General features: G+C 71.5%; 4 protein-coding genes. 2 read left to right on the top strand and 2 right to left on the bottom strand.

The window, feature by feature from the left end; translation table 11 throughout:
• Positions 1–127 precede the first annotated feature (127 nt).
• Entirely contained in the window at positions 128–2,026 is a 1,899-nt protein-coding gene (locus tag AB0C76_RS25755) for an ABC transporter ATP-binding protein (RefSeq protein ID WP_359969884.1), read from the bottom strand.
• Positions 2,027–2,160: 134 nt separating this feature from the next.
• The gene (locus AB0C76_RS25750) at positions 2,161–3,894 is read right to left on the bottom strand and encodes an ABC transporter ATP-binding protein (protein ID WP_359969866.1); all 1,734 of its coding nucleotides are present in this window, start codon (positions 3,892–3,894) and stop codon (positions 2,161–2,163) included.
• Between the two features lie 346 nt (positions 3,895–4,240).
• Here AB0C76_RS25750 and AB0C76_RS25745 point away from each other — a divergent pair, with 346 nt between their 5' ends.
• A complete protein-coding gene (locus tag AB0C76_RS25745; RefSeq protein WP_359969863.1) occupies positions 4,241–6,163 on the top strand; it encodes an AMP-dependent synthetase/ligase in 1,923 nt (640 codons plus the stop codon).
• A gap of 59 nt (positions 6,164–6,222) precedes the next feature.
• Positions 6,223–7,452 (top strand): radical SAM family heme chaperone HemW, encoded by a 1,230-nt coding sequence (hemW, locus tag AB0C76_RS25740; RefSeq protein WP_359969860.1) that lies wholly within the window; start codon positions 6,223–6,225, stop codon positions 7,450–7,452.
• Positions 7,453–7,525 lie beyond the last annotated feature (73 nt).

The raw sequence follows: 7,525 nt of genomic DNA, 5'->3' as shown, positions 1-7,525 counted from the left end.
AAACGCTCGGCTGGGAAACCCCAGCCGAGCGCCTGCATAAACTCATCGCGGCCTAACCAACCGACCACGTGTTGCGACGACCGCTAGAAACCGCCGAGCCCCGCCCCGGCCCGAACGTGACCTCCGGTCAGTCCACCTCGGCCACGGCCTCCGCGAACTGCGCCTGGTACAGCCGCGCGTACGCGCCGCCGGCGGAGATCAGCTCGTCGTGCGAGCCCTGCTCGACGATCGAGCCGTTCTCCATCACGAGGATCACGTCGGCGTCCCGGATGGTGGAGAGCCGGTGCGCGATGACGAAGCTGGTGCGCCCGGTGCGCAGGCGGGCCATGGCCCGCTGGATGAGCACCTCGGTGCGGGTGTCGACGGAACTGGTCGCCTCGTCGAGGACGAGGATGGACGGCTGCGCGAGGAAGGCCCGGGCGATGGTGATGAGCTGCTTCTCGCCCGCGCTGACGCCGGCGCCGTCGTCGTCGATGACGGTGTCGTAGCCGTCCGGCAGGGTGCGCACGAAGCGGTCGACGTGGGCGGCCTTGGCGGCCTCGACGACCTGCTCGCGGGTGGCATCCTGGGCGCCGTAGGCGATGTTGTCGGCGATGCTGCCCCCGAACAGCCAGGTGTCCTGGAGCACCATGCCGATGCCGGAGCGCAGGTCCTCGCGGGACATCGCGGAGACGTCGACCCCGTCGAGGGTGATCCGCCCGCCGCTGACCTCGTAGAAGCGCATCAGCAGGTTGACGAGGGTGGTCTTGCCGGCGCCGGTGGGGCCGACGATGGCGACGGTCTGGCCGGGTTCGACCTTGAGCGAGAGGTCCTCGATGAGGGGCTTGTCGGGCTCGTAGCGGAAGGACACGTTCTGGAAGGCGACCCGGCCGTGGATCACGTCGGGCTTCTCGGGCATGGCCGGTTCGGGGGTCTGCTCGGGCGCGTCGAGGAGTTCGAAGACGCGCTCGGCGGAGGCGACGCCGGACTGCACCAGGTTGGCCATGCTGGCGACCTGGGTGAGCGGCTGGCTGAACTGCCGCGAGTACTGGATGAACGCCTGCACGTCGCCGATGGACAGCGCGCCGCTGGCGACCCGCAGGCCGCCGACGACGGCGACGAGCACGTACTGCAGGTTGCCGATGAGCATCATCGCGGGCTGGATGATGCCGGAGATGAACTGGGCGCGGAAGCTGGAGGCGAACAGCGCCTCGTTGTGCTCGCGGAAGGTCTCGGCGGACTCGCGCTGCCGGCCGAAGACCTTGACCAGGGCGTGCCCGGTGTACATCTCCTCGATGTGGGCGTTCAGCTTGCCGGTGGAGGCCCACTGCTGGACGAACTGCGGCTGCGCCCGCTTGCCGACCTTGGCGGCGACGACCACCGACAGCGGTACGGACACCAGGGCGATCGTCGCGAGCAGCGGGGAGATCCAGAACATCATCGCGAGCACGCCGACGACGGTGAGCAGCGAGTTGACGACCTGTCCGAGCGTCTGCTGCATCGACTGGCTGATGTTGTCGATGTCGTTGGTGACCCGGCTGAGGACCTCGCCGCGCGGCTGCTTGTCGAAGTAGCTCAGCGGCAGGCGGGCGAGTTTGGCCTCGACGTCCTGGCGCAGCCGGTAGCCGGCCCGCTGGATGGCCTTGGTGGCGAGGCGGCCCTGGAGGATGCCGAACAGGGCGGAGGCGACGTAGATCGCGAGCACCCAGAGCAGGACGGTGCCGATGGCGCCGAAGTCCATGCCCTGGCCGGGGGTGAACTCGACGGAGGAGAGCAGGTCGGCGATGCCGCCCTGGCCGTGGGCGCGCAGGCCCTCGACGGCCTGTGCCTTGGAGGTGCCGGGCTCGAAGCGGGCGCCGACGACGCCGGCGAAGATCAGGTCGGTGGCGTTCCCGAGGACCTTGGGGCCGGTGACGGCGCAGCCGATGCTCAGCACGCCGAGGCCGAGGACGGCGGCGAGCAGGGGGCGTTCGGGGCGCAGCAGTCCGAGCAGGCGCTTGCCGGAGCCCTTGAAGTCCATGGACTTCTCGGTGCCCTGGCCGCCCATGAAGCGGCCGGGTCCGGCCGGTCCGCGGCGGGCGGCGGCGGCCTGCGAGTCGCTGGGGAGCCCGCCGGCTGCCGCCCGGTCCGATGGCTGCTGCCCGGTGGGCTGCCGCAGGGCGCTGGACTTGCGGGGGGTGGTCACGCCGCCTCCTGCTCGGTGAGCTGGGAGAGCACGATCTCCCGGTAGGTCGGGTTGTCGGCCATGAGCTCGTGGTGGGTGCCGCTGCCGACGACGGCGCCTTCGTCGAGGACGATGATGCGGTCGGCGTCGCGGATGGTGGAGACGCGCTGGGCGACGATCAGGACGGTGGCGTCGGAGGTCTCGTGGGAGAGGGCCTTGCGCAGCCGCGCGTCGGTGGCGTAGTCGAGCGCGGAGAAGGAGTCGTCGAAGAGGTAGACGTCGGGCTTGCGCACGAGGGCGCGGGCGATGGCGAGGCGTTGGCGCTGGCCGCCGGAGACGTTGCTGCCGCCCTGGGCGATGGGGGCGTCGAGGCCTTCGGGGAGCTTCTCGACGAAGTCCTTGGCCTGGGCGACGTCGAGGGCGTGCCAGAGCTCCTCGTCGGTGGCGTCGGGCCGGCCGTAGCGGAGGTTGCTGGCGACGGTGCCGGTGAACAGGTAGGGCTTCTGGGGGACGAGGCCGACGCTCTCGGCGATCGTCTCGGGGGCGAGTTCGCGGACGTCGACGCCGTCGAGCAGGACCTGTCCGGTGGTGGCGTCGAAGAGCCGGGGGACGAGGCCGAGGAGGGTGGACTTGCCGCTGCCGGTGGAGCCGATGACGGCGGTGGTCTCGCCGGGGCGGGCGGTGATGGCGATGCCGCGCAGCACGGGGGCCTCGGCGCCGGGGTAGCGGAAGTCGACGTCGCGCAGTTCGAGGTTGCCGCGGCGCAGGACCTCGGTGACGGGCGCGGCGGGCGGCACGACGCTGGAGGAGGTGCTGAGGACCTCCTGGACGCGTTCGGCGCAGACCTCGGCGCGCGGCACCATCATGAACATGAAGGTGGCCATCATGACGCTCATGAGGATCTGCATGAGGTAGGAGAGGAACGCGGTCAGGGCGCCGATCTCCATGCCGCCGCTGTCGATCCGGTGGGCGCCGAACCACAGGACGGCGACGCTGGAGACGTTCACGACGAGCATGACGGCCGGGAACATGAACGACATCAGCCGGCCGACCTGGAGCGCGACGCTGGTGAGGTCGCCGTTGGCCTCGCCGAAGCGGGCCTGCTCGTGGTCGTCCTTGACGAAGGCGCGGATGACGCGGATGCCGGTGATCTGCTCGCGCAGGACGCGGTTCACCGTGTCGATCTTCTCCTGCATGCTGCGGAACTTGGGGCGCAGCGCGCGGACGAGCAGGACGACGACGGTGCCGAGGAGGGGGATGACGGCGAGCAGCAGGCCGGACAGCGGGACGTCCTGGTTGAGGGCCATGATGATGCCGCCGACGCACATGATCGGCGCGGCGACCATCAGGGTGAAGCTCATCAGGGCCAGCATCTGGACCTGCTGGACGTCGTTGGTGGTGCGGGTGATCAGGGAGGGGGCGCCGAACTGGCCGACCTCGCGGGCGGAGAAGCTCTGGACGCGGTCGAAGACGGCCGCGCGGACGTCGCGTCCGAAGGCCATGGCGGTGCGCGCGCCGTAGTAGACGGCGCCGATCGAGCACAGCGCCTGGACGAGGGTGACGCCGATCATGACGGCGCCGACCCTGAGGATGTAGCCGGTGTCGCCCTTGACGACGCCGCTGTCGATGATGTCGGCGTTGAGAGTGGGCAGGTAGAGCGCTGCGAGGGTCGATACGAGCTGGAGGACGACCAGCAGGGCGATCGGTCGGGAGTACGGGCGCAGGTACGCCCTGAGCAGTCTGATCAGCACTTGCACACTCTTGTCGTCGACGGGTGGATTCGCATCCCAATTCTCGGTCCTTCGTGCACTCGTACAGACGATTCCCCCGGCCGGGACATGAGGTTTGTCCAGTCCTTTGCCGAACCGCCGGGCGGGCCGGGTTGCGGGGTTCACGCGGGTGCCGTCCGCCGGGCACGGGGGTGGCGGCCGGGTGCCTGGCGGGCAGACCCCCTTACGGAATGACCGGTTTCCCCCTAGGCTGCTGATTGCCCTCTTGTTACTCGCCGGTACCGCACGCGTAACGGGGGCCCGGCGACCGCCCCCACGGGAGCCGCGACAAATCCCTCAGACGGCCACCCGCCCCCGGAGGTCCTCGTTGAGTTCCGCGCAGTCCCTGATCGACTCCGGCAGCGCCGACATCGTCGCCGGGCGTCCCGCCTCCGTCGCCCACCTGTTCCTGGAGCGGGTCGCCGCGACCCCCAACGCCGAGGCCTACCGCTACCCCGCCCCGGTCGACGAGCAGGCCGCGGACAGCGCCCCCGGCGCCGAGCAGTGGCGCTCGCTCACCTGGGCGCAGACCGCGGCCCGGGTCAAGGCCGTGGCCGCGGGCCTGATGGCGCTCGGCATCCAGCCCGAGGACCGGGTCGCCCTGGCCTCCTCCACCCGCCTGGAGTGGATCGTCGCCGACCTCGGCAACATGTGCGCGGGCGCGGCCACCACGACCGTCTACCCGAGCACCAACGCCGACGAGACGGCCTTCATCCTCTCCGACTCCGGCTGCCGGGCGATGTTCGCGGAGAACGCCGCGCAGCTCGCCAAGGCCGTCGAGCGGATCGGGGAGCTGCCCGAGCTGCGCACCGTCATCCTGTTCGACGCCCCCGCCGGGGAGCCCGAGACGGCCGGGCTCGACCTCATCACCCTGGCCGAGCTGGAGGAGCGCGGCGCCGCGTACCTCCAGGAGCACCCGGACGCGGTCGAGAAGGCCGTCGCCGCGCTCGACAAGGAGCAGCTGGCCACGCTGATCTACACCTCGGGCACCACCGGCCGCCCCAAGGGCGTGCGACTGGTGCACGACTGCTGGGCGTACGAGGCGCGCGCCCAGGAGGCGAGCGGGCTGCTGGGCCCGGACGACGTCCAGTTCATGTGGCTGCCGCTGTCGCACGTGTTCGGCAAGACGCTGATCTCGGGCCAGATCGCCACCGGCCACGTGATGGCGGTGGACGGCCGGGTCGACCGGATCATCCACAACCTGCCGGCCATCCGGCCGACCGTCATGGCGTCCGCGCCGCGCATCTTCGAGAAGGTCTACAACGGCATCGCCGGGCGGGCCCGGGCCGAGGGCGGCGCGAAGTACAAGATCTTCCGCTGGGCCGCCGGGGTGGCCCGCGAGTACGCCAGGGTCGTCCAGGAGAACCGGATCGCGACCGGGGTGGACGGTGCGCCGTTCGCCCTGCGGGCGCAGCACGCGGTCGCCGACAAGCTGGTGTACGCGAAGATCCGCGCCGCGTTCGGCGGGCGCCTGCGCGGCGCGGTCTCCGGCAGCGCGGCGCTGGCCCCCGAGATCGGCTACTTCTTCCTCGGCGCCGGCGTGCCGATCCTGGAGGGCTACGGCCTGAGCGAGACCAGCGCCGGCTCCTGCGTCAACCGCAAGGAGGACGTGCGGATCGGCACCGTCGGCCGCGCCCTGCCCGGCACCGAGGTGCGGATCGCCGAGGACGGCGAGATCCTGCTGCGCGGCCCGGGCGTCATGCGCGGCTACCACAACCTGCCGGAGAAGACCGCCGAGGTGCTGGAGCCGGACGGCTGGTTCCACACCGAGGACATCGGCGAGCTCAGCGCCGACGGCTTCCTGCGGATCACCGACCGCAAGAAGGACCTGTTCAAGACCTCCGGCGGCAAGTACGTCGCGCCGAGCGAGGTCGAGGGCAAGTTCAAGGCGGTGTGCCCGTTCGTCAGCAACATCCTGGTGATCGGCAACGGCCGCAACTACTGCACCGCGCTGATCGGCCTGGACGAGGCCGTGATCATGCCGTGGGCCGCCGAGCGCGGCCTGGCCGGCAAGTCCTACGCCGAGGTGACCGCCGACCCGCAGGTGCACGAGCTGATCGAGGGCTTCGTGAAGAAGCTCAACGGCGACCTCCAGCGCTGGCAGACGATCAAGAAGTTCCACCTGCTGCCGCGCGACCTCGACATCGAGCACGGCGAGCTCACCCCGAGCCTGAAGATCAAGCGTCCGGTGGTCGAGCGGACGTACGCGGACGCCGTGACCGCGATGTACGCCGGGGCCAACGAGGCCTGAGCCGTCCCCCGTCCCGTACGGCCCGCGGGTTCGCCCGGGCCGTACGGGACAATGGGGTCATGCCCTCCGCACTCCCCGACGGCGATCCGGTGCCGTCCGACGGTTCCCTGCCCGCGCACGCCCTCGACGGGCTCGGCACGCGGCCGTTCGGCTTCTACCTGCACGTGCCGTACTGCGCCAGCCGCTGCGGCTACTGCGACTTCAACACGTACACCGCCACCGAGCTCCGCTCCTCGGGTGCCGTCGCCTCCCAGGAGACGTACGCCGACAACGTGATCGCGGAGATCCGGCTCGCCCGTCGCGTCCTGGGCGACGCGGACCTCCCGGTGGAGACGGTCTTCCTCGGCGGAGGCACCCCGACGCTGCTGCCCGCCGGCGACCTGGTGCGGATGCTCGCCGCGATCCGCGACGAGTTCGGGCTCGCCGAGGGGGCCGAGGTGACCACCGAGGCCAACCCGGAGTCCGTCGGCCCGGCCTACCTCGCCGAGCTGCGCGAGGGCGGCTACAACCGGATCTCCTTCGGCATGCAGAGCGCCCGCCCGCACGTGCTGCGACTGCTCGACCGCCACCACACCCCGGGCCGCCCCGAGGCCTGCGTGGCCGAGGCCCGCGCGGCCGGCTTCGAGCACGTCAACCTCGACCTCATCTACGGCACCCCCGGCGAGTCCGACGACGACTGGCGGGCCTCCCTGGACGCCGCCATCGGCGCCGGGCCCGACCACGTGTCCGCCTACTCGCTGATCGTCGAGGAGGGCACCCGGCTCGCTGCCCGCGTCAAGCGCGGCGAGCTCCCGATGATCGACGACGACGTCCACGCCGACCGCTACCTGATCGCCGAGCAGGCGCTCGCCGCCGCCGGCTACCACTGGTACGAGGTCTCCAACTGGGCCACCACCCCCGAGGGCCGCTGCCGCCACAACGAGCTGTACTGGACCGGCGCCGACTGGTGGGGTGCCGGCCCCGGCGCCCACAGCCACGTCGGCGGCATCCGCTGGTGGAACGCCAAGCACCCCGCCGCCTACGCGCGGGCCCTGGCCGAGGGCCGCACCCCCGCCCTGGCCCGCGAGGTGCTGACGGACGAGGACCGCCGCGTCGAGCGCATCCTCCTCGAACTGCGCCTCGCCGAGGGCATCCCGCTCACGCTCCTCACCGACACGGCCCGCGAGGCGGCCGCCGAGGCCCTCGCGAGCGGCCTCCTGGCCCCGGACACCTACGCCGGGGGCCGCGCCACCCTCACCCTCCGGGGCCGCCTCCTGGCGGACGCGGTCGTGCGTGACCTGGTGGATTAGCAGATCCGCCGCACGGGCCGGCCGGTGAGCTCGGCGACGGTCTCGAAGCCGGCGTCCTGATGGAGCACGGTGC

It is taken from the genome of Kitasatospora sp. NPDC048722 (assembly GCF_040650235.1).
Taxonomy (GTDB): Bacteria; Actinomycetota; Actinomycetes; order Streptomycetales; family Streptomycetaceae; genus Kitasatospora.
The sequence above is the reverse complement of the archived record's forward strand: the minus strand, read 5'-3'. Positions and strand labels throughout refer to the sequence as shown.